Source organism: Thermanaerothrix sp. (assembly GCF_056331585.1).
In genome coordinates this window covers 38,390-57,249 of the sequence record NZ_JBWGPQ010000007.1, presented here as the reverse complement: position 1 = coordinate 57,249, position 18,860 = coordinate 38,390, and the positions used below count along the sequence as shown (strand labels likewise).

Genomic DNA, 18,860 nt, shown 5'->3' with positions numbered 1-18,860 from the left:
GAGGGTTTTGTGAATAGGGTAACAAAGTTGACGAAAACGGACAATGACCAGTAAAATAGTGAAAGCCAAAGGAATCCTATGAGCACAGCCCATCTAACCCGGGAACAATTGGAAGAACGGTTGCTGGCGCTGCACCGCGCCAGTTTGGAATTGGTACGCGACGTTTCGCTCGAATCGCTGTTGGAAAAGATTGCCCGCCTGGCTTGCGAGCAGGTTAATGCCCAGTATGCTGCCGTGGGGGTTATTGGCGCCAACGGTGAACTGGAAGCCTTTATCCCGGTGGGGATGAGCGAAGAGGAAATCCGCCGCATGGCACACCCACCGCGCGGTTTGGGGCTGATCGGGGCGCTGATGCGCAGTGATCGGCCCATCCGCCTGCCCGATGTGAGCAACGATCCGCGCAGTGTGGGCTTCCCCCCCCATCACCCCTTTATGACGTCGTTCCTGGGCGTGCCCATCCGCCAGGGTAACCGCCAGTTAGGGCAGATTTACCTCACCAACAAGCGCGATGCGCCGGAGTTCAGCGCGGAAGATGAGCAACTGATCGAAATGTTGGCGGCTTATGCCGCCGTGGCGATCACCAACGCGCGCATCTACCGCCAATTGGTCGAGCGCGACCGTATCCTCACCCGCCGCAACGAGAACCTGGCACTGCTCAATGAACTGGCATCAACCTTAGCGACATCGTCAGACATTGATCAGATTCTGGATAAAGCCCTCACCCAGGTCTTGGATTACCTCCAACTAGAAGTAGGGGAGGTGTATCTGCGTCAGGAAGGTGGGCGCACCTTGCAGCGCATGCTCCATCGCGGGTCAATGGTGGAAGCACTCTGGCAACGCGAAGAATTCGCACTTGGCGAGAGCATTGTTGGCCAGGTCGCCAAGCGTGATCAGCCGGTTGTCTTCTCACCTGCCCCGCCCGATGGGCAAGGCGTGCACCCGCAGGTGCTGTTGCAGAATTTCCGCCAGGTAGCCTGCCTGCCCATCCGAGGCCGTCAAGGCGTGCTGGGGGTGTTGTGCGTAGCCAGCCGCCACGCTCGCCCGCTGGACGACCTTGAGATGCAGTTCCTGGCAACTATCAGCTCCTGGATTGGGCTGGCGATTGAGAATGTGCGGTTGAACCTGCAAAGTCGTCGCCTGGCCATCTTGGAAGAGCGCGAACGCATCGGCATGGACCTGCATGACGGTGTGATTCAGTCCATCTACGCTGTGGGGCTGACGCTGGAACACGCTCGCCTCTTGATCCATCAAGACCCCCAGGCGGCGTTGCAGCGCATCGAGCAGGCCATCCGCGATATTGATAGCACCATTCGCGACATCCGTGCCTACATCCTTGACCTGCGCCCGCGCCAACTCCAAAATGAGACCCTGATGCAGGGCATTCGCCGCTTGGTCAAAGAATTTCATGCCAACACGTTGCTGAACGTAGATTTACAAGGCCCCGAGGACGATCTGGCCGGCCTGCCCGAACTGCAAGCGGTGGCATTGTTCCACATCTGCCAGGAAGCGCTGGCCAATATTGCCAAGCACGCTCGGGCCCGCCATGTCGCGGTCTCGGTGTGGAAGACCCCTGACCGCGTCTTGCTGGAAGTGCATGATGATGGGCGTGGCTTCGACCCAGACAAGGTCAACCAGTCCATCGGACATGGCCTTTCGAATATGCGTACCCGTGCCCGCCAGGCCGGCGGTGAGATAGAAATCATCTCCGAGCCCGGCGCCGGCACCACGATTCTGGCCTGGGTGCCGTTAACAAATGATGAGTAACACCGATCCGGTGGAGCGTGCTGCGCGCATCCGCCGCATGTTCGGGCAGATTGCCCCACGTTATGATCTGACCAACCGCCTGATGACTGGCAGTTTCGATGTGCGCTGGCGCCGCGAGGCTGTGCGTGGTTTACACCTGCCGGATGAGGCGCGTGTGCTCGACCTCGGATGTGGCACCGGTGACCTGACGCGCGAAGTGATGCGTCAATCGCCCACAACTCACGTGGTGGCGGCCGATTTCACCCTACCTATGCTGCAACTAGGACAACGGCGGCGCTTTCCGCGTCCGCCGGTCTGGTGTGCGGCGGATGCCCTAGCCTTGCCTTTTTCCAACGGTACCTTCGATGCCGTGGTGTGTGCCTTCTTACTGCGCAACGTAGCCGATTTGGGTCAGACCCTGCGCGAAATGACACGCGTGCTCAAGCCCGGTGGGCAGGTGGCGATCCTGGAAACCACCCGCCCCACGCCACATCCTCTGCGCCCTTTGCGTGATGTGCTGATGTTCAAGATGATCCCTTGGCTGGGCGGGGCACTCACCGGCCAGCGCGATGCCTACGAGTATCTAGCCCATTCCAGTGCCACCTTCCTCGCCGCACCGGAACTGGCGCAAGCGTTGGTGGCAGCGGGGTTTACGGAGGTGCGGTTTACTTATAAAATGATGGGCACCATTGCTATTCATTGGGCACACACGTGAATCATCCTTCCCCTTCGTCCTTCCCAATGTTTGATCCCGATAAGGCTGCCCTGCGCGGTGCGCCCTCGTATGTCTGGCGCGCTGGCCAGGAACGTCGCCTGCAAATGATCCTGGCAGCGGCGGCAGGGCGCGAGCGGGGACGAGTGTTTGTGGATGGCTGTGGGGTGGGGCAATACCTGGTCCGCCTGGCCGAGACGGCGGCGCTAGCGGTGGGGCTGGATATCGAGTGGGAGCGCACCCGTGAAGCGTATGCCCGTCATCCGCGGGTGGTGTGCGGTGCGGGCGAGCACGTGCCCTTTGCCTCTGCGTCCTTTGATCTCGTCCTAAGCCACGAGGTGCTGGAACACGTGGCCGATGACCGTCAAACCCTGGCCGAGATTGCGCGGGTATTGGCGCCAGGAGGGCGGCTGGTGCTCTTCTGCCCCAACCGCGGTTATCCCTTTGAAACCCACGGTATTTACTGGCGCGGGCGTTACTATTTCGGTAACATCCCACTAGTGAATTACCTGCCGCGGCGCTGGCGCGACCGCCTGGCGCCGCATGTTCGCGTCTATACCGCGCGCGAATTGGCGCGCCTGCTGGAAGGCCTGCCGCTCCGCGTAGTGCAGCGCACGGTGATCTTCGGCGCGTACGATAACATCATCGCCCGCTTCCCGCAGCTGGGGAGGTTCCTACGGGGATTCTTGCAGGGATTGGAAAAGACGCCCTTGCGCGTTTTCGGCCTTTCTCACGTCTGGGTGCTGGAGAAGACCGCCGCCTAGCGCAGACGAAAGTCGTAAATACCGTCTTCCACCGCGTAGGTGCGTTCGCAGGTCGGGCAGGTGATAGCCGGTGGCGTATCGGGCAGCGGTTCGTGCCCACAGGCCGGGCAGCGGAAGGCAAAAGTAGGGGTTACCACACCTTCACCGCGCGCCCGGGCGCGCACAAAGACGCTGGGCGAGAGTTGCCACCAATCCCCTGTCCACTGCGCCAGGCCATCCAGCCAGACCAATAACCGCAACGGTACCACGCGTTTGAGCACCCCGATTCGGAAATGCGAGACGGTTAACTGCCGTTCGATGGCAAAGCTGCTCAGGTTGAGCCAGGTGCGCACGGTGGCGGGGTGAAAGTCAAAATTCAACGGGGCGAATTCCACCGGCTCGGGGGTAAAAGGGCTCCATACCTGGCGGCGCAGCCAATAACGCAGGATAGCTTTGAGGTTGCATTTATTGGCAAATTCGAGGATGAAGATTCCACGCGGGCGGAGCACCCGCCGCGCCTCTTCCAGCACTCGCAGTGGCTCTACCATATGGTGCAGGGTGCGGATCATGGTCGCTGCATCGAAGAAACTGCTGACGAAAGGTAAACGGTAGGCATCGCCAGCCACGTAGAGGTAGCGTCCGTCACGGCCCAGGCGTTCCTGCGCCTGCTGCAATTGAGTACGGGAGTAATCCAGCAGCACCACACGCTGGTAGCCATGGTAACGCGGGGTATTGCGCCCAGCGCCGGCGCCGATTTCGAGCAGCCACTGCCCGCCCTCGCGGGGTAGCAGACGGCGCAGAGCCAGCGCTTCAACCGCGTCCTCATAAGCGCGCCCGCCCTGTTCCCAGAACGAGCGCTGGTAATCAGAACCTTCGTAGTTGCAGATGGGGGGTGTTTCCATGCGGATGATCAGAGCAAAAAATTGCGTCGGGCAGGCTTGCCGGCGGCGCCCAGAAGGGCCGCCTTACTGCTGCTTCCTCTCGGACCTGACAGGGTTCGGCGGTTTCTGCCGCGCCGGTCCCACCCGAACGCGCCTTAATCATACCTTCCTCTGGGCTGGCTGTCAATCGGGCGCGGTGGTTTGGCGGGGTTGGCTCCCCAAAAAGTGCATCTACCTCCCATGTTATAATCTGATATGTGTCCAAATTCTGGCGGCTGACCGGTGTGTTTCTGCTCATTGGCGGGCTGAGCCTGGGGGGGCTGTGGATGATTCCTAACGTGCGCGAACGGGTGCTCTGGCATCTGGAAGCCTGGCGGGTGCAGGTGCGCTATGCCCTCAAACCCCCGCAGGAAGCCGTGTTCGTGCCCGCTTCCACCTTGCCCACCACGCCCGTACTTCTTAGCCCCATCCCGCTATCCACAACAACCCCAACGCGCCCCTCCGGCGAGGCGCCCCATCCCCACTTTACTGCCACCACGATGCCCACCCCCACCCCAACTCCTTTGCCACCTGAGGTGCACATCAGTGGTGGGCGTTACTATGACCAGCATGGGCTGTGGAATTATTGTGCCCCCGCTACCCTAGCCATTGCGCTTTCCTACTGGGGCTGGCAGGGCGACCGCACCGACATCGGGCGGGTGGTTAAGCCGTTCGAGAAGGACAAGAATGTCATGCCCTATGAACTGGCAGATTATGTCGAAAACTACACCGACCTGCGCGCGCTGGTGCGTGCCGGTGGGACGCTTGAACTGCTCAAAAACCTCCTGGCGGCAGGCTTCCCGGTGGTGATTGAAAAAGGGGTCTACCTGCGCGATTACAATGGCCGGTTGGGTTGGATGGGGCACTACACTGTGGTCAGCGGCTACGAAGAGGCTGCCCGACGCTTTATCACCCAGGATGCCTACTTCTCACCCGACTACCCGATCACCTATGACGATTTACTGTGGCAGTGGCGTTCGTTCAATTACACCTTTTTGGTCGTTTATCCGCCCGACCGTGAGACAGACCTGATGGCTGCGCTGGGGCAATACGCGGATGTGACCGCGAGTTACCGCCGTGCCATGGAGATTGCCTCATACGAAGCCAGTGTTCTGAGTGGCCTGGAGCAGTTCTTCGCTCTCTTTAACTACGGCACCAACCTGGTCAATTTACAGGATTACGCTGGCGCGGCGCGTGCCTACGACCAGGCTTTCACCCTGATGGCCAACCTACCCGAGGATAAACGCCCCTGGCGTATTATGTGGTACCAGACCGGGCCGTACTTTGCCTATTACTACACCGGGCGCTACTGGGATGTCATCCGCCTGGCCGAGACCACCATCGGCGCCGCCGACCAGCCTTATATTGAGGAATCGTTCATCTGGCGGGCGCGCGCCCGCCTGGCGCTGGGCGATACCGCCGGCGCCGCCGATGACGTCCGTACCGCACTGGATTATCATCCCGGCTTTGCTCCGGCGGTGGAACTGGCCCAAGCGCTCCAATTGCAGCCTTAAAGGGGAGAGATTTATGGTGCGTGTGCTTCACTTTGCCGATGCTCACATTGATATCGCCAACCGCGGACGCCAAGACCCCCAAACTGGACTGCCCGTCCGGGTGCTGGATTTTCTGACCGCTCTAGACACCATTGTCGAGACCGCCATCCGCGAGAAAGTAGACCTGGTGCTCTTCGCCGGTGATGCCTACAAAGACCGCACCCCCGCGCCAACCTTCCAGCGCGAATGGGGCAAGCGCATCATCCGCCTCTCCCGTGCTGGCATTCCCACCTTGATGCTCGTAGGTAATCACGATATCTCGCCCGCGCTGGGACGCGCCCACACCCTGCAGGAATATGAAACGCTGGACGTGCCCAACGTGCGCGTCCTCAACCGCCCGACCTTCCTCAAGCCCACCGATTTATGGGGACTGCCCCTGCAAGTACTGGCCATCCCCTGGATTTCACGCTCCAACCTGATGGGATTGGAAGAATTGAGCGGGCGCGAACCCGAGCGCGTCTATGAACGCCTGCAGGAGATTTTGTCCCAACTTGTGGAGCGATTTCTAGCTCAGGCTGACCCGGACCTTCCACTAATCATCACCGCCCACGCCTCGGTGGAAGGAGCTGTTTATGGCGGTGAACGCCTGATCATGCTAGGCAATGATTTTGTCCTGCCGCGCGGTCTGCTGGTGCACCCCGCCGTGGATTACGTTGCACTGGGCCATATCCACAAGCACCAGGATTTGAACCCCGGCGGCTATCCCCCGGTGGTGTACGCCGGCTCGATCGAGCGGGTAGATTTTGGCGAGGCCGCCGATGAAAAGGGTTTCGTGATGGTTGAGGTTGAGCGCCGCGCCACCCGCTACACCTGGCAACGCCTTAACGGGCGCAAGTTCATTGATAAACGCATCAACCTCGAGTCATTAGAAAACACAAGCGGTGAAAAACCTCTGCCCGGTGTGCTCATGGAATATATCCGCCAGTGTCTGCCTGCACCGTCCGAGGTAGAAGGGGCCGTGGTGCGCCTGGTGTTGGAATACCCGCGTGCCTGGGAATCCTTGCTGGACGAAAACGCCTTGCGCAAATGGCTCGAGCCGGCCTTAGAAGTGCATTTGGTGCGTCAACCCCGCGCCGAAATGCGCCTGCGCCTGGCCGGCGATACCGCCGTCGCCCAACGCTCTCCGTTGGAATTACTTGAACTTTACTGGAAGTCGCTCTCTTTACCACCGCAAGAAATTCAAGCCCTGCAAGCCCTGGCCGAACGCGTGCTGGCACAGGCTGAGAATTTATTGGACTAACCGGGGGAAGGATACTTATTTCGGAATGGAAGAAGGTAGTCGTATTTTAGAAATCCTCATCATCCTTCTGCTTATCTTGATCAACGGTTTCTTCGCAATGTCCGAGATGGCGCTGGTTTCAGCGCGCAAGGTGCGCCTGCAACAAAAAGCCGAAGAGGGTGAAAAAGGGGCGAAAACCGCCCTCGCGCTGAGCGAATCGCCCAACCAGTTCCTCTCTACGATCCAAATCGGCATCACCCTCATCGGCATTCTGGCCGGTGCCCTGGGTGGTGCCACCCTCTCCGGTGATCTGGCGCGCTGGCTGGCGCAGTGGCCCGCCCTGGCACCCTACAGCCAGGCCCTCGCCTTAGCCATGGTGGTGTTGCTGACCACGTACTTCTCATTGGTGCTGGGTGAGTTGGTGCCCAAGCGCCTGGCGCTCTATTACCCGGAGAAAATTGCCACTGCCGTCGCCCGTCCCATGGTCGTGCTTGCACAGTTGACGGCGCCGCTGGTTAAACTGCTCAGTGCTTCAACTGAAGCCGGCCTGCGCCTGCTGGGTGTCCGGCCGGCCCCAGAACCCGAATTTACCGAGGAAGATATCCGCGGTCTGATCGAGCAAGGCACCCAGGAGGGCATCTTTGAAAGCAGCGAACAGCGCATGGTCGAGGGTGTCTTTCGCCTCGGCGACCGCACCGTGGATGCCATTATGACCCCGCGTACTGAGATCGAATGGCTTGACCTGGATGAAAGCCCACAGGAGATTGTGCAACAGGTGCTTAACAGTCGCCACACCCGTTTCCCGGTTGCACGGGGCGATTTGGACAACGTGTTGGGGGTGATCTCGGCGCGGGACGTGCTGGCACAGTTCCTGCGCGGCGGCGAGTTCGATCTGCAGCCCTGGCTAAAGCCCCCACTCTTCGTCCCCGATAGCATGACGGTGCTCAAAGTGCTCGAAGCTCTGCGAGGCGCCCGCGTTTCACTGGCGCTGGTGATTGACGAATACGGTGGGGTGCTGGGCATGGTTACCCATTACGACGTGCTTGAGGCCATCGTGGGCGAATTGGGCGAGGCTGGCGAGAGCGAGGAACCGCTATTGGTGCAGCGCGAGGATGGTTCCTGGCTTATGGACGGCTTACTACCTATTGACCGCTTCAAGGAGGTCTTCAACCTCGAATCCTTGCCGGATGAAGAGCGGGTTGGGTATCAAACTCTGGCCGGCTTCATCCTTAGCCAGTTAGGGGCTATCCCCACCGCTGGCCAAACCTTTGAGTGGAACGGGCTACGTATTGAGGTCGTAGATATGGATGGACGCCGTATTGACAAAGTCCTGGTCTCACGCATTCCATTGTCATCCCAGGAGGATACATGATCCCGGTTCGACTGCGCTTAGAGGGTTTCCTTTCCTATCGGCAACCTCAAGAGGTGGATTTCACCGCCTTTGATCTGGCCTGCATCAGTGGGCATAACGGTGCTGGCAAATCCTCCTTGCTAGATGCTCTGACCTGGGCACTCTTCGGCAAGGCGCGTGCCGAGCATGATGCCGTTATCAATGATCAGAGCGATCGCGCCGAGGTGGTGCTCGATTTTGAGTATGAGGAACATCTCTACCGCGTCCAGCGGGCACGGGTGCGCGGTAAAACCACCCTGCTGGAATTCTTCGTGCGTGGTTCGGACGGTACCTGGAAACCCCTGACCGAGAGCAAACTCAAAGATACCCAGGCGCGCATTCAACATCTGCTGCGCATGGATTACGAGGCCTTTATCAATGCTTCATTCTTCCTTCAAGGCAAGGCCGATCAGTTCACGATCAAAAACCCCAGCGAACGCAAGCAAATCCTGATGAGCATCCTGGGGTTGGAGGTGTGGGAGACCTACAAAGAGACGGCCAAAAACCAGCGCAAGATGGCTGAGCAAGAGCAAGCGCTGATTGACGGCCAGATCCAAGAGATTGAACGCGAACTGGCTGAGGAAAACGAGCGCAATACCACCCTGACGGCTTTAGAAGCCCAACTAGCACAGGCCGAAGCACTGCGCCGCGCCCGCGAGGATGTGCTGGCCTCGGCGCAAAAAGTAGCCGCTGCGCTGGCCGAGCAACGTCGCTTGGTCGAAACTCTACAGGCTCAGTGGCAGAAAGCCCAGCAGGCCCTGGAAAGTCACCTCGCTACTTTAGCCGAGCGACGCGCTCAACATGCTGCCGCCCAAAACCTGCTCGCCCAGGCCACGGAGATCGAGGCAGCCTATGCCGAATGGCAAGCCGCGCGGCGCGACCTGGAGACCTGGGATGCACTGGCCGCGCGCTTCCGCGATTTAGACGCCCAGCGTCAGGCCCTGCGCCAGGAAATCGCTGTAGAACAGACCCGCCTGGAGAGCGAATACCACACTCTGCAACAACAAGAGCGCGAGATCCACCTCCTCCAGGCTGTGCTACCGACCTGGGAGGCGAACCGCGCGCAACGGCGTCAGCAATTGGAGGCACTGGAAGCGCGTTTAGCCACCCGCGAGACCCTTCAACGCCAAAAGGAAGCCTGCACCCAAGAGAAAACCGAACTCGAAACTGAAAATAAATTACTCACCGTGCAGATGAATGAGATCAAGGCGCGCATTGAGAACTTGCAGGTGGTGAGCGGGGCGATTTGTCCCCTTTGCGGCCAGCCCCTACCTCCTGCCGAACGCCAGCGCCTGATCCAGGAACTGCAGCAGGAAGGCAAAGCTCTGGGGGATCGCTTCCGCTCCAATAAATCGCGCATTCAGGCCCTCAGTGACGAAATGCGCGCCCTCGAAACCCGAATACGCGAGTTAGAAGATGTCGAACGGCGGGTAAAAAACCTCACCATGCAAGTCGCCCAAGAAGAAGAGCGCCTGGATTTGGCGCGCCGGCAGATTCAGGATTGGCAGACCAGCACAGCGCCGCGCTTGGCCGAAGTCGCCGCCCTTTTGCAGGAAGGACGTTTTGCCCTCACCGCGCGGGCAGCACTGACCGCCCTAGATGCCCAGTGCCGCGAACTGGGGTACGACCCACAGGGGCACGAAGCGGCGCGGCTGCGTGAGCAAACCCTGCGCGCTAGCGAAGAAGCCCTGCGCAATCTGGAAAAGGCGCGGGCCGAGGTCGCCATCCTGGAACGTGAAATTGTCCACCTGGAGGTACAGCGTGAAGAGCGTGAACGCGAGGTCGCCGCGTTAGAAGCCCAATATCACGATGCCGCGGCGCGTTACCAGCGCGACGCCGCCGAATTGCCCGACCTTGAGGCGCTGGAACGCGAAGTGCGCGACCTGAAATTGCGCGAGAACCAACTGCGGGATGAAGTTGGTGCGGCGCGGCAAAAGGTGCTGGTACTGCCGCAACTCAAAAAACGCCGTGCCGAACTCACTGCAAAGCGCGATGAAACCCAGCGACTGATCGCACGCCTTAAGACACTGGAAAAAGCCTTCAGCAAAGACGGCGTGCCGGCATTGCTGATCGAGCAAGCCCTGCCCGAAGTCGAAACTCAGGCTAACCAACTGCTCGAACGCCTCAGCAACGGCATGATGTCAGTGGCGTTCGAAACCCAGCGCGAATATAAAAGCAAAGAAGGAGAAAAAGAAACCCTGGATATCATCATCCGCGATGGCGCCGGCATTCGCCCTTATGAAATGTTCTCCGGAGGTGAGGCGTTCCGCATCAACTTTGCCATCCGGCTAGCGCTGGCGCGGGTGCTGGCCCTACGGGCCGGCGCGCGCCTGCAAACGCTGGTCATTGACGAGGGCTTTGGCAGTCAGGATCAGGAAGGCCGCCAACGCCTGATCGAGGCGTTGAGCCTGGTGCGCCAAGATTTCGCCAAGATCCTGGTCATCACTCACTTGGACGAATTGAAGGATCAGTTCCCTGCCCGCTTGGAAATCGAAAAGACCCCCCAAGGCTCCCAGATCCGATTATGGACGGCGTGAATCGCATTCCCTGGCGGATTGGCGTGCAGCAGCGCGTATTCCCTACTTACCGCGCGCCATTCTTTGCCGCGCTGGCGCACGTGTGCGAGGGCGGGCTGGGCTTGTTTACCGGCCAACCACGCCCACAAGAAGCGATCGAGAGCACCCGTGCCGTGGAGGGAGCCACCCTTTTTCCGGCGCGCAACGTCCACCTTCTCGACGGCCCGCTCTATCTCTGTTGGCAAGCAGGCTGGTCGGCCTGGCTAACAAACTTTCAACCCCAGGTGCTGATCGTCGAAGCCAACCCGCGTTACCTCAGCACGCCTTGGGGCGTGCGGTGGATGCGCCGTCACGGGGGTGTGGTGATCGGTTGGGGGTTGGGTGCTCCCGAAACCCGCCGCTTGCCCCTGCTGGCCGGCCTGCGCCGCGCCTGGCGGCGGCGTTTTCTAGCCCAGTTTGATGCCCTTATTGCCTACAGTCGGCGCGGTGCCGCTGAATACGCGGCGCTCGGTTTTGACCCCCAGCGGATTGTGGTCGCGCCTAATGCCGCCACGCCGCGTCCTACCTGGGTCCCGCCCCAGCGCCCGCCCGCCTATCCCCAAGGACGCCCCACCGTGCTTTTCGTCGGGCGTTTGCAGGCACGCAAGCGGGTAGACCTGCTCATTCGCGCCTGTGCCGCCCTGCCCCCCGCGCTTCAACCACGTTTGTACCTCGTCGGCGATGGGCCGGCGCGCCCGGCACTCGAAAAACTCGCTCAGGCGGTTTATCCCGCGGCAGAATTCCTGGGCGCCGTTCACGGTGAAGCCCTCCGTCCCATTTTTGAGCAGGCCGACCTTTTCGTTCTGCCCGGTACCGGTGGGTTGGCGGTGCAGCAGGCCATGGCGCACGCCTTACCGGTGATCGTTGCAGCGGGGGATGGCACCCAGCAGGACTTGGTGCGCTCGGGTAACGGCTGGCATGTACCCCCCGATGACCTGCCCGCGCTGACGGCGACGCTGGCCAATGCGCTCTCTGACCCTGCTCGTCTGCGCCAGATGGGGTTGGAATCGTTTCGCATCGTGAGCGAGGAAATCAACCTGGATACCATGGTGGCTGCCTTTATGCAGGCAATCTACCTGGCCTGGGAGTACCGCCATGGAGGTCCGTCATGCACCTGATGCTGGTCGCCGATGGCCGCAGTCCGATCACCCGCGCCTGGCTGGCAATGTTGCGCCCGCTGGGATGGCGCTTGAGCCTGGTCTCCACCTACCCCTGCCCGGCCCCGCCCGAAGTGGCGCATTTCGCGGTACTGCCGGTGGCCTTTAGCGCCGCCGGGGGGACGGCTTCTGGAGGACAGGGACGCGCGACCTTTCGCAAGAACCTGCGTCACCCCCTGCAAATCCTGCGTTACTGGCTGGGACCGCTGAGCCTGTCTCTCTATGCCCCACGCCTACGCCGCCTGGTACAAGAGTGGCAGCCTGACCTTGTCCATGCCCTGCGCATTCCCTATGAGGGCATGTTAGCCACAGCGGCCGGTTTGACCCTGCCGCTGGTACTCTCGATTTGGGGGAATGACCTCACCCTGCATGCCTATGGCTCACCCTGGATGAGGCGACTCACTCGCCGCGCTTTGCGCCGTGCCAACGGCTTGATCACCGACTGCCGTCGCGACCTGCGTCTGGCTCGCCTCTGGGGGTTTGACCCGGCACGCCCCACATTAGTCGTGCCGGGTAACGGCGGGCTTGACTTAGAACGCCTGCCGACACAACGCAACCCGCTGGGCGAGCCCTGGGCAGCCCGCCTGCAAGGTGATGAAACCCACTGGGTGCTCAACCCGCGCGGCATCCGCCAGTATGTGTTGAGCGACCTGTTCTTTCAAATTATCCCCCTGGTGCGGGAGCGCCTGTCCGATGTAAGGTTCCTTTGTCCAGGTATGGCCGGTCAACCTCAGGCCGAGGCGTGGGTGCGCCGCCTGCGCCTGGATGAGGCAGTCGTACTGCTTCCATCTCTGCCTCAAGGGCAATTATGGGATCTCTTTGCCCGTGCCGAAGTCATGATCTCCCTGGCTACCCATGACGGTACCCCCAACACTCTGTTAGAAGCCATGGCATGGGGCTGTTTTCCGGTTGTGGGGGATCTGGAAAGTCTGCGCGAATGGATTTGCCCCGGGGTCAACGGCCTAATGGTGGACCTGCGCCAGCCACGGGCCATTGCCGAGGCAGTCGTGTTGGCGCTGGAACATCCTGTATTACGTCAGCGCGCCGCTGCCTACAATCGCGAGGTGATTCAAACCCGTGCCGACATCAACCTTGTGCGCCGTCAGGTGCAGGAATTTTTCCCCCAATTCGGCGTTTCCGATTAGAATTATCCCTGTCCTCGTCCTCATCTCCATTTGGGTTTTTAAGAAGAGGTTTTCATGAGCGAAGAAGGGCTTGAACGATCCCGCTGGCGCGGTGTAGCCGTGGGTGCCGCCGTGGGGGATGCGTTGGGTATGCCGCTGGAGTTTGGCCTGGCCTCGCACCCGCGAGCGTTGATCCGCACCATGTTGCCCGGACGGTTGCCGGCCGGACATTTTACCGATGATACCGAGTTGGCTCTGGCCGTCGCCACCACCCTGGTGGAGCGCGGCCACTTGGAACCCGACGACCTGGCTCAGCGCTTTGCTGATTGGTATTCCAGCGAACCGCCCGATGTCGGCATCCATACCCAGGCCGTGCTCAGCCGTCTAATCGCGGGCGAGCCCTGGGACACCGCCGCCGAAGCTGTCTGGCGCGAGCGTCCCGAAAGCGCCGGCAACGGCGCCCTGATGCGTTCATGGCCAGTAGCACTGGCCTATTGGCGCGACACGAATGCCTTGCGCGAGGCCAGCATTGCCCAATGCCGCGTCACCCACCGTCACCCCGAGTGCGTAGCTGCGTGTGTCTTTCTGAACACCATGCTTGGCAGTCTAATCCGCGGCGCCGATCTGGAACAGGCCCTCGAGACCGCTTTTACTCTGGCCTCGCCGTTGCCCGAAGGCCTGGCTTACGCCATCCGCCTGGCCCCGCGCCGCCGCCGCGAAGAATTGCGCAACACCGGTTGGGTGCGCCATACCCTGGAAACTGCCATTTGGAGTCTGTTTAACAGCCATTCCTTCGCCGACGCCTTGATCCAAGCCGTCAACCTGGGTGCGGATGCGGACACCGCTGGTGCCGTCACTGGCGCGCTGGCCGGTGCCCTCTACGGGATAGAGGCCATCCCCGAGGAATGGCGACTGAATTTACGCGGCGAATACCCGCTCAAAAGCGGGCGCAACTGGGGCTGGCAGGACTTTGTTGCCCTGGCTGACCGCCTGGCTACGTTACAAGTGCAACCCTAAGCCCCGTTGTTTTAGGATAAAATAGATGCAATAAATCGCATAACACCGCGCAGCGGTGTTTAAACTTTTATTGCTCGGTGTGTGAGAGCAGAGGCAGGACATGTGGCGGTGGTGGATTATCGTTGTAATTCTATGTATTGGGTGGACGGTCGTGGGCCGCTCGGCAGCAGCACAAAGCGGTGGGGGAATGACGCTCTATCTGCCGCTGGTCAGTAAAGCCCCGCCCTTGCCCCCCGAAGATGAGGCGGCGCGGCGTTTACAGGTAGCACCCGGGTTTGCCATTCGCATTTTCGCTGAGAACCTGCCCCAACGCCCGCGCTTCATGGCCTTCGGGCCGGACGACTGGCTTTACGTCAGCCTGATGAACAGCGGCCAGATTGCCCGCCTGCCTGATCGCAACAGCGATGGTCGCGCCGATACCATAGAGATCGTCGCTAGCGATTTGAACCTACCTCATGGGCTGGAATGGCGTGACGGCTGGCTCTACGTCGCCGAAGGGAATCGCATCGAGCGCCTGCGTGATGGGGATGGCAATGGCAGCCTGGAAACGCGCGAACTGATCACCGACAACATCCCCGCCCCAGTTGGTCACAGCAGTCGTACCCTGCACTTCGGACCGGATGGAAAACTCTATGTCAGCGCGGGCTCCAGTTGCAATTATTGTGTTGAGGATGATCCCCGTCGCGCAGCCATCCTACGTTTCAATCCTGATGGTAGCATTCCGGGGGATAACCCCTTTGCTACTGATCCCGACCCGCGCCGCCGCCCATTGTGGGCTTGGGGGCTGCGCAATAGCGTGGATTTTCTGTGGACACCGGGCGGTGAATTGTGGGCCGATCACAACGGCAGTGACGGGCTGGGCGATGACTTACCCCCGGAGGAAATCGTCATCCCGGTACAAGGCGGTGCCTGGCATGGCTGGCCGTACTGCTACACCCCTGGTGTGGGAGTGGTGAGCGGGCCGGAGGTTCAAGACACCCGCATTGCCCTACCCACCGGGCTGACCTGTGATCAGGCGGTCCCAGCGCGCTTTACCGCCCTAGCCCATAGTGCCCCCCTGGGGATGACCCTGGACGAGGGCACGCTCTTCCCACCCGCCTACCGCCAGAGTCTATATGTGGCCTATCACGGCTCCTGGAACACCACTGTCGACAACATCCGTGACTGCAAAGTGGAGCGCATCCTCTTGAACGAGGTCGGCCAGCCCATTGCCGCCGAGCCGTTTGTGACCGGCTTCCGCGCCCCTGGCAGGCCTTGTGCGGATGCCGCTACCTACGGCCGTCCTGCCGATGTCATCTTTGGCCCGGGGGGAGCCATGTACATCTCCGACGACAAAGGCCTACGTATTTACCGTGTTGTCCCCGTTCCCTGAATGATCTACGGGCAGGGCTGCAAGGTGGTCACCAGGGTCTCCCAGGCCCAATTGGGCAGGGGCACAATGAAGGTTAATTCCCAGCCGCTTGCACGGCGATAGAAGATGAAACCGGTCGCGACGATGTCTTTGGTGTCTAAGTTTAGGGCTTCCCAATCAAGATCCAGATTCTCAAACACCACCAAGGCTTTGGCGGGACTTTCTCCATAAGTTGAGTTATAACCGCGGCAGGTGGGATTTCCAGCCGCCATAGCCGGCATCAGCGCGGCTATGATTTCTGCCGCATTGTTATAGCCAGGTGGGTTCGCGCCCACGGCAAACGGTGCAAACCCCACCCCCTCGGCGCTGATTAGATCGGCCAGAGCGGCGGGTTGGTTGTTCTCCACCGCCTGGCGGGTATAAGCCATCACCGCCGTTAAATCACCCCGAACCAGCGCACCCACCATCGTGGTTGGCACAAGCGAAGGCATCTGCGTTGGCGTAGATACCAGGATGGTGGGACCGGGAGAAGGTAACCTGGTGACCGTTGAGGTCGGGGGCAGGGCAGTCGGGCTTGCCAGCGGGGCGGAAGGGGTCACCACCGCGCAACCTGCCCCCACCAGCATTCCGATCAGAGCCAGAAAAACCTTCTTTCGCACAGATTTATTATACTCAATTCCCGCCCCGGGCATTCACGGCTTGGCAATACCAGGCCAGGATTTCCTCCCGCTTGGGCACTCGCCCGGCACACACAACCTTATCGTTGATCACAAGGGCCGGGGTGAACAGCACCGGATACTGTTCAATGGCCAAGACATCCTCAATATGCTCAAAGGCCACGGGTAGACCGGGTTGCTCCTGCAGAAATTGTTCCAGAGCGCCCCGCGCAGCCCGCTCCAGGGCATAACATTTGGCGCAACCGGGTCCTAAGACTTTCACATCGAGCATCGGCGTTCCCTCCTGTCCAACCTTCTCAGACTGCTTCCTCATCTCCGGCAGCGAGCACAACCGCCGTGTAATCCACCCCCAGACGCAGCGTCAATTCATCGGCAACGCTCGCCAGGTAGGGTTTGAGAGCGGACAGGGCAGCCTCGCGCGCTTGGATGGTGGGATGTTGATAAACGCGCTGTTTAAGATCATTGAAGAACTGCACCTCAGCGCGAGAGAGGGTTTCGCCCTCCTCCTGGCGGCGGATCAAATCGGCATATAACGCATATAACCGGCGTTCTAAGTCCACGGCTTCGTGGTCGGCTTCAAAACGCACCACCGCCTCGTGATAAGCCTGAACCAACGGATGCTGACGCAGGCTTTCGCCCAACGCCCACGCTGCCGCGATAATCTCGGGGCTCAATGTCATCCTTGCCTCCTGATATTAAAAGGGTTAACGACCACAGGCACACCCGCTGCGACGGGCATTGCGCGCGAATGGCACACCCAACGCCGTGCTGATTTCCCGATCCACGGCGGCGAATAGTCGCACCAAATCGGCCTCGGCCTGACGGTATGTCTGCATCAGTGGGAGTGAGTTCATCTCTGCCTGCAATGCTTCCAGTGCCTGCTGATGAGCCAAAAAATCGCCCTCAGCCCATTGTAGTGCCCGGTTGTGCTCGCGGATTTGAGCCGCCAGGTGTTGCACCTGCGCGTCCTCGCTGGCAGCTTTATAAGCGTGCACAAAAGCCTGATACACATTCGTTTCCTGAATCAACGTGGCCAGGGCGTGCACCTGGGCCTGAAGCACAGCACCGTCGAAAGAGGTTACCACCGGGGTTTCATCCATATGCAAGTCACCTTGGGCTAAGATTTGCATTCAAAAGAACGAATAGAATTTTAGAGGATTTACCCCCTGCCGTCCAGTGCGGAATGTCACCCTTTGATGATGACGTTGGAAAAAGTCATTGACTCAGGCATCCGTTATCGAGAGATTGCGGCGCAGCCATTCCAGGCCCTGCAAAAGCATGGCAACCTGGTTGAACCCCAACCAGATCAGGAAGATGGTCAGGCCAATAGCCGCCAGCGTGGTCAGCCGCGGCAGGTTAACCTCCAGCCAGTGCAGACGTTCCAACAGGCGCGTGGCAGCATCTTGGTATTTTCTGACCACATCCCGTGTCCCTTGCAAGCTCTCACGGATGTGCTGAATGTCCTCTTGCATGCGCTTGATCTCGGTCTTAATCAGCCCCAAGTTGCTCCCGGTTTGCTCAAGGCTTTTCTCCAGGGTGGTAAAGGACGTATTCAGCCCCTCCAGGCTAGTGGTCACCTCTCCGAGAGATTGATGCAAAGGTTTCTCAGGGTTGTAGGGTTGGCCCGGAAAGAAGGGAATTGACGTTACCGCGTAAAGCATCCCTTCCAGCACCTGTGCACTGGTCTGGGCGGCACGCAGGGACACTTGAGCTGCTTGTACCGTGGCTGGCAAGCCACGCCCGCTCAGCGTTACCAGCGTATCCAGCGCATCAACCGTATTGCCCAACGAGGTCACCAGAGTGGTAAATGCCTCTTCCAGGCGGGCCACGCTGCTATCGGCCAGGTCGAGGGCTTGCGCCACCACTGTCAATCCCTGTGAGGTGGTTTCCAGAGCACCGATGGCCAACCCGGTGCTTGAGGTCAGCGCACGGGTCAGCGGTGGGCGCACCCACCATACTCCCACCACCCCCATCAGGCTGATCAAGAGGCCTAGGACAGCTGTACTGACCAGCATCCATCCTGTAAATCGGCGGGAAACTTGTCGCATCGGGCACCTCCAAAACCTGGATAGGTGTGAGCAGCTCAGGGCACGACGAGAATCGGCGGATCGCCCAGGGAAAAAAGGCGCAGCAATTCGCTGGAAGCGGGAGAAAGCACGGTGATTCCCAGTGCAACGACTTGGGCCCGGATGGGTAGAAGGATCTGTTGACTGATTGCCACCGCCTCAGGCACCCGCGCGGGGGGTAAGTTAAACGCCAGGGTGCAATGGGGCACCCAGGCATCCACGCGGTAATGATCCCAAATTCCCCGGACATAGGGCTGAATACAAGCCTCAAATTCGGCATGCAATGCCAGCAGGGCTTGAGTCACCGTGACCCCCAGAAAGACGGTTGCCTCGGAGGCGAGGAAAACCCCCAGGCTCGAGAGCGTCAGCTCAAAAGGGGGGTAACGCCTGGCCAGAGCTTCCAAGGCAATACCGGCGCCATCCAGATCCAGGCTTTCACTGACTCCAAGAGTCACGTGGGGGCGGTAGCCGCTTTCACGCATTACCGTGCTCACCCCAGCCTCGGCCAGGTAATCCCAGGCCTGGCGCACCATAGCGTCCGTGGTGGGATCGAAATACAGTTCTACCGCAAAACTCATCGGCACTCCGGCTGCAATTGACGACGTCAGATCCCGGCATTGCGCCTGCAACGTT

18 protein-coding genes and 1 other RNA gene are annotated in these 18,860 nt (G+C 60.2%); 11 read left to right on the top strand and 8 right to left on the bottom strand.

What is annotated here, in order from left to right:
• Positions 1–78 precede the first annotated feature (78 nt).
• From AC01YT_RS04445 to AC01YT_RS04435, 3 genes are read left to right on the top strand one after another with little or no spacing between them, the layout of a single operon-like run.
• Positions 79–1,764, top strand: a complete 1,686-nt coding sequence (locus AC01YT_RS04445; RefSeq protein ID WP_476673069.1) for a sensor histidine kinase — start codon at positions 79–81, stop codon at positions 1,762–1,764.
• Positions 1,754–2,458 (top strand): ubiquinone/menaquinone biosynthesis methyltransferase, encoded by a 705-nt coding sequence (locus AC01YT_RS04440; RefSeq protein WP_476673067.1) that lies wholly within the window; start codon positions 1,754–1,756, stop codon positions 2,456–2,458. Before AC01YT_RS04445 ends, AC01YT_RS04440 begins: the two co-directional genes overlap by 11 nt.
• Positions 2,455–3,219 (top strand): class I SAM-dependent methyltransferase, encoded by a 765-nt coding sequence (locus AC01YT_RS04435; RefSeq protein WP_476673065.1) that lies wholly within the window; start codon positions 2,455–2,457, stop codon positions 3,217–3,219. Before AC01YT_RS04440 ends, AC01YT_RS04435 begins: the two co-directional genes overlap by 4 nt.
• On the opposite strand, the gene AC01YT_RS04430 is transcribed toward AC01YT_RS04435, so the two are convergent.
• Both AC01YT_RS04430 and ffs read right to left on the bottom strand, forming a co-directional pair.
• The gene (locus AC01YT_RS04430; RefSeq protein ID WP_476673063.1) at positions 3,216–4,100 is read right to left on the bottom strand and encodes a methyltransferase domain-containing protein; all 885 of its coding nucleotides are present in this window, start codon (positions 4,098–4,100) and stop codon (positions 3,216–3,218) included. The genes AC01YT_RS04435 and AC01YT_RS04430 overlap by 4 nt on opposite strands.
• 25 nt (positions 4,101–4,125) lie before the next feature.
• An RNA gene (ffs, locus tag AC01YT_RS04425) (signal recognition particle sRNA small type) lies at positions 4,126–4,225 on the bottom strand.
• Positions 4,226–4,336: 111 nt separating this feature from the next.
• On the opposite strand from ffs, the gene AC01YT_RS04420 reads away from it, so the two are divergent.
• The 8 genes from AC01YT_RS04420 to AC01YT_RS04385 all read left to right on the top strand — a co-directional run bounded on the left by AC01YT_RS04420 (position 4,337) and on the right by AC01YT_RS04385 (position 15,505).
• The gene (locus AC01YT_RS04420) at positions 4,337–5,632 is read left to right on the top strand and encodes a C39 family peptidase (RefSeq protein ID WP_476673061.1); all 1,296 of its coding nucleotides are present in this window, start codon (positions 4,337–4,339) and stop codon (positions 5,630–5,632) included.
• A 13-nt stretch (positions 5,633–5,645) separates the two neighbouring features.
• Positions 5,646–6,911, top strand: a complete 1,266-nt coding sequence (locus tag AC01YT_RS04415; protein WP_476673059.1) for a metallophosphoesterase family protein — start codon at positions 5,646–5,648, stop codon at positions 6,909–6,911.
• A gap of 25 nt (positions 6,912–6,936) precedes the next feature.
• The gene (locus AC01YT_RS04410; protein ID WP_476673057.1) at positions 6,937–8,262 is read left to right on the top strand and encodes a hemolysin family protein; all 1,326 of its coding nucleotides are present in this window, start codon (positions 6,937–6,939) and stop codon (positions 8,260–8,262) included.
• Positions 8,259–10,817 (top strand): AAA family ATPase, encoded by a 2,559-nt coding sequence (locus tag AC01YT_RS04405; RefSeq protein WP_476673055.1) that lies wholly within the window; start codon positions 8,259–8,261, stop codon positions 10,815–10,817. Before AC01YT_RS04410 ends, AC01YT_RS04405 begins: the two co-directional genes overlap by 4 nt.
• Entirely contained in the window at positions 10,805–11,953 is a 1,149-nt protein-coding gene (locus AC01YT_RS04400; protein ID WP_476673053.1) for a glycosyltransferase family 4 protein, read from the top strand. Before AC01YT_RS04405 ends, AC01YT_RS04400 begins: the two co-directional genes overlap by 13 nt.
• A complete protein-coding gene (locus AC01YT_RS04395) occupies positions 11,944–13,137 on the top strand; it encodes a glycosyltransferase family 4 protein (RefSeq protein WP_476673051.1) in 1,194 nt (397 codons plus the stop codon). Before AC01YT_RS04400 ends, AC01YT_RS04395 begins: the two co-directional genes overlap by 10 nt.
• Before the next feature lie 54 nt (positions 13,138–13,191).
• Complete coding sequence (locus tag AC01YT_RS04390) at positions 13,192–14,133, top strand: ADP-ribosylglycohydrolase family protein (protein WP_476673049.1); 942 nt, start codon at positions 13,192–13,194, stop codon at positions 14,131–14,133.
• Positions 14,134–14,233: 100 nt separating this feature from the next.
• A complete protein-coding gene (locus AC01YT_RS04385) occupies positions 14,234–15,505 on the top strand; it encodes a PQQ-dependent sugar dehydrogenase (RefSeq protein ID WP_476673047.1) in 1,272 nt (423 codons plus the stop codon).
• A gap of 5 nt (positions 15,506–15,510) precedes the next feature.
• On the opposite strand, the gene AC01YT_RS04380 is transcribed toward AC01YT_RS04385, so the two are convergent.
• The 6 genes from AC01YT_RS04380 to AC01YT_RS04355 all read right to left on the bottom strand — a co-directional run bounded on the left by AC01YT_RS04380 (position 15,511) and on the right by AC01YT_RS04355 (position 18,805).
• Positions 15,511–16,143 carry a hypothetical protein gene (locus tag AC01YT_RS04380; protein ID WP_476673045.1) on the bottom strand — a complete coding sequence of 211 codons (633 nt, stop codon included), beginning with the start codon at positions 16,141–16,143 and terminating at the stop codon, positions 15,511–15,513.
• Between the two features lie 13 nt (positions 16,144–16,156).
• The gene (locus tag AC01YT_RS04375) at positions 16,157–16,432 is read right to left on the bottom strand and encodes a thioredoxin family protein (RefSeq protein WP_476673043.1); all 276 of its coding nucleotides are present in this window, start codon (positions 16,430–16,432) and stop codon (positions 16,157–16,159) included.
• Between the two features lie 25 nt (positions 16,433–16,457).
• A complete protein-coding gene (locus AC01YT_RS04370; protein WP_476673041.1) occupies positions 16,458–16,841 on the bottom strand; it encodes a YlbF family regulator in 384 nt (127 codons plus the stop codon).
• A 24-nt stretch (positions 16,842–16,865) separates the two neighbouring features.
• A complete protein-coding gene (locus AC01YT_RS04365) occupies positions 16,866–17,261 on the bottom strand; it encodes a YlbF/YmcA family competence regulator (RefSeq protein ID WP_476673039.1) in 396 nt (131 codons plus the stop codon).
• A gap of 123 nt (positions 17,262–17,384) precedes the next feature.
• Positions 17,385–18,209: a hypothetical protein gene (locus AC01YT_RS04360; protein WP_476673037.1), complete on the bottom strand. Its 825-nt coding sequence runs from the start codon at positions 18,207–18,209 to the stop codon at positions 17,385–17,387.
• Between the two features lie 35 nt (positions 18,210–18,244).
• Entirely contained in the window at positions 18,245–18,805 is a 561-nt protein-coding gene (locus AC01YT_RS04355; RefSeq protein WP_476673035.1) for a 2'-5' RNA ligase family protein, read from the bottom strand.
• Between the last annotated feature and the right edge of the window lie 55 nt (positions 18,806–18,860).